Source organism: Streptomyces sp. ActVer (genome assembly GCF_027270795.1).
Taxonomy (GTDB): Bacteria; Actinomycetota; Actinomycetes; order Streptomycetales; family Streptomycetaceae; genus Streptomyces; species Streptomyces umbrinus_A.
Map to the genome: position 1 here is coordinate 1 of NZ_JAPWHT010000686.1, position 3,679 is coordinate 3,679.

Genomic DNA, 3,679 nt, shown 5'->3' on the forward strand with positions numbered 1-3,679 from the left:
AAGCGCGGACGGGCGCCACCGACGGCCCGGTCAGTGGTGTGCGGTCGACAGGGACACCGCCACGTCGTCCTGCGCCCGGGTCTCCAGCTCCGTGGCGTCGCTCCACACCTCGCCACTTGGCGGAACGACCACCTCGCGCCGACCGTCGAAGGCGATGGCACGGACGGCACCTTCGATCGCCGGTCCGCCCTGGCCGTCTGCGCTGCTTCGGCCGACGGTGGCGGCGTCGACGATGAGCGGCGTTCTGCCGAAGGTGTTCTGGAACCGGACCCGCAGTGCTCCTCAGCCCTGACTGAGATGAGTGATCATGCGAACGGACTGGTCACGCAGGGGAGCCGGGGCCAGTTCCTGCTGGGACTGGGCCCAGGACGTGAACCATGCGCGCTCGGCCGGCCCTGCCGAGGACCGGTGGCCCGAGGCGGATGCGGTGGTGGCGCCGACCGCCGATCCGGACGCCATGAGTGTCAGGGGCAGGTCCACAGCGGCGCGCCGCAGCGAGGACGGACGGCAAGGATGCACGGGGCCCCTTCGACGTCGTTCGGCCCGGCCTGCCCGAGCCGTCCTTGCTCGTTGACCAGCGGGAGTGTGCCGTCGGTGCGTCTGGGGCTGTGCCGGTCACGTCGAAGCCGCCGGCGGCCCGGCGAGAGCTCGCCGCGCCTTTCGTGCGGTACCGCGGATCGAGTGGCGGGTCCACGCCGGAGACCCCGCGATTCACGAAGTGCGGGCCACTCCCACGTAGATGCCGCTGCCTTCAGCTTCCTGCTCCTTGCCCGAGGGATCCCACTCCGTCGCGGTGACCAGACCGGGCGGAACGAGGTCGAGGCCGTCGAAGAAGCGCTCCACCTCGGCACGGGTGCGGAAGCCGAGCCGGATCCCGCCCTTGGCGTACTCGGCGGTGACCTGTGCGGCGAGTTCGGGATAGAGGTCGGAGGCGGCGTGCGAGAGCACCAGGTAGCTGCCCGGCGGCAGTGTGACGACCAGGTCGCGGACGATGGCGTGCGCGTCCTGCTCGTCGGGGACGAAATGCATCAGCGCGATCAGCGACAGCGCGATGGGGCGGCTGAAGTCCAGGATGCGCTGGGCATGCTCGACGATCCCCTGCGGCTGCCGGACATCGGCCTCGATGTAGTCGGTGACTCCTCCGGGCAGGCTGACCAGCAACGCCTCGGCATGGCGCAGGACGATCGGGTCGTTGTCGGCATAGACGACCTTCGCCGTCGGCACGATGCCCTGAACGATCTGATGGAGGTTGGGCTCGGTGGGGATCCCCGTCCCGATGTCCAGGAACTGGTCGATGCCCTGCGCGGCGAGCCAGGCGGCCGCCCGGTGCATGAACTGACGGTTCTGCCGCGCCGCGTCCCTGGCCTCGGGCGGCAGTTGTTCACCCACGGCCTCGTCGACCGGATAGTTGTCCTTGCCACCCAGCAACCAGTCGTAGACCCGCGCGGGATGCGCCTTGTCGGTGACGATCTGTGAGAACCGTTGTGGGCCGGTCGGCATGGCCACTCCGTCGTGTCCGTCGGTTCCAGTGAAAGTTCAGGCCCCGCACTGATGGCCCTGATGGAGTAGATCATGTGATCCGCGCGAGACGGAAGAGCATCGCAGCGCCCGTGGGACCGGTCGAAGCCGGTCCGGGGGCCGCCCCTGGGTACCTTGCACTGCGGCCCGGATCGCCGCCCGACGAGCTCGTGCCGCCAGGTCGGGCCCCGTCGAGGGACGTCTGCCGCTACGGCGTCTCCGCCGCGCCCGATGTGCGCCACGTCTCATCCGCGAGCTGTGACACGGGACGCGTGGCCGGTGTCTCCATGCCGAGTCATCACTCGAGGGAGACACAGGGAGACATGATGAACGGGAATGTTCAGGTGGTCGTCGTCGGCGGCGGGTACGGGGGAGTGACGGCGGCCAATCGCCTGGCTCGACGCGATGGCGTGTCGGTGACCCTGGTCAACCCACGTCCCGAGTTCGTCGAGCGGATCCGTCTGCACCAGCTCGTGACCGGCTCCGACGACGCGGTGGCGAGCTTCGGCGAGGTTCTGGGCGGGAAGGTCCGCCTGGTGGTCGACACCGCGACCCGGATCGACGCTGCCGGGCGCCGGGTATCGCTGGCAGGCGGCGGCACGGTCTCGTACGACTACCTCGTCTACGCCGTGGGCAGCGGCGCCTCGGATCCCGGCGTGCCAGGAGCGGCCGAGTTCGCTCATTCGGTGTCGGACATCGAGGGGGCGGAACGGCTGCGGTCCGCGCTGGCGGCGATCCCCGTGACGGCTCCGCTGACCGTGGTCGGGGCGGGCCCGACCGGCCTGGAGACCGCCGCCGAGCTCGCGGAACAGGGCCGCAGTGTCACCCTGGTCTGGGGCGACGTGCTCGGCCCCTCCCTGCACGCCCGGGGCCGCCGCGCGGTCGCCCGCAGGCTCGCCAGGCTGGGTGTGACCGTCCTCGAAGGCACCCGTACGCGGGTGACGGAAGTTACGCAGGACGCCGTACGGCTCGACGACGGCCGCGAGCTGCCCAGCGCGGTGACGATCTGGACCGCGGGATTCCGTGTCCCGGACCTGGCCGCCCGCAGCGGGCTGCGCACCGACACCGACGGCCGCCTGCTCACCGACGCGACGCTGACCAGCGTGGACGACGTGCACATCGTCGCCGCCGGGGACGCGGCGGCGATGACGGACCAGCCGTTCCGGATGAGCTGCCAGGCCGCCGTGCAGCTGGGCCCGGCGGCAGCCGCCACGATTCTGCGCCGGATCGCGGGGAAGACACCCGCTCCCGTCCGGATGTGGTTCGCCGGGCAGTGCCTCAGCCTCGGCCGAGACGAGGGCGTCACCCAGTTCTCCTACCCGAACGACAAGGTGAACGCGCTCCACATCGGCGGGCGGCCGGGAGCAGGCGTCAAGGAGATCGCCTGCAAGTTCACCCTCAACAAGTTGGTGTCCGGGGCACGCAAGGCGGGTCCCCGCACAGCCCACGGCGACGACACCGACCGCCCGGAGACGCCTCGGCCGGAACACCGCACGACACCGTCCGGCACCGGACGCGCGGCCTAGCCGCCAAGCCCCCCTCCTTCGGCCGGACCGACCGGTCAGGCCGAATCGGCGGGGGAGCTGCCGGCGATATCCCGACTTCCGGCCGGGTACACATCCACGGCCTGCCTCCGGCAGGTTGGGCCGACCGCGAGAGAGCGAAGCGCACGACATGAACGACCACGTCACCGACCCCGAGACCGAGGCCTTCGTCGCCCACCGCGACCTGCTGTTCACCGTCGCCTACGAGATGCTCGGTTCCGCGGCGGACGCCGAGGACGTGCTCCAGGAGACCTGGCTGCGGTGGGTCAAGGCAGACCTGGCGCAGGTGCGGGACCAGCGTGCCTACCTGGTGCGGATCACGACCCGGCAGGCACTCAACCGGCTGCGCACCCTCAAACGGCGCAAGGAGTCCTACGTAGGTCCTTGGTTGCCCGAGCCGCTGCTCACCACGCCGGACGTGGCCGAGGACGTCGAACTGTCCGAGAACCTGTCGCTGGCCCTCATGTACATCTTCGAGACCCTCTCACCGACCGAACGCGCCGTCTTCGTACTGCGCGAGGTCTTCGAGTTCGGGTACGACGACATCGCGGCCGCGATCGGCAAGAGCCCTGCCGCCGCACGCCAGATCGCCTACCGCGCCCGCCGGCACGTGGACG

Annotated in this window: 4 protein-coding genes; 3 read left to right on the top strand and 1 reads right to left on the bottom strand. The window is 70.6% G+C overall.

Annotation, left to right across the window (positions count from 1 at the left end):
- Positions 1–292, top strand: a 292-nt coding sequence (locus O3Q52_RS50450) for a hypothetical protein (RefSeq protein ID WP_269655137.1), incomplete at its 5' end; no start/stop codon positions are given.
- Between the two features lie 419 nt (positions 293–711).
- Here O3Q52_RS50450 and O3Q52_RS50455 read toward each other — a convergent pair.
- Complete coding sequence (locus O3Q52_RS50455; protein WP_269655138.1) at positions 712–1,500, bottom strand: SAM-dependent methyltransferase; 789 nt, start codon at positions 1,498–1,500, stop codon at positions 712–714.
- 344 nt (positions 1,501–1,844) lie between these two features.
- Here O3Q52_RS50455 and O3Q52_RS50460 point away from each other — a divergent pair, with 344 nt between their 5' ends.
- On the top strand, positions 1,845–3,044 hold the full coding sequence (locus O3Q52_RS50460) for an NAD(P)/FAD-dependent oxidoreductase (RefSeq protein ID WP_269655139.1): 1,200 nt from the start codon (positions 1,845–1,847) through the stop codon (positions 3,042–3,044).
- A gap of 148 nt (positions 3,045–3,192) precedes the next feature.
- Positions 3,193–3,679, top strand: a 487-nt coding sequence (locus O3Q52_RS50465; RefSeq protein WP_269655140.1) for a sigma-70 family RNA polymerase sigma factor, incomplete at its 3' end; no start/stop codon positions are given.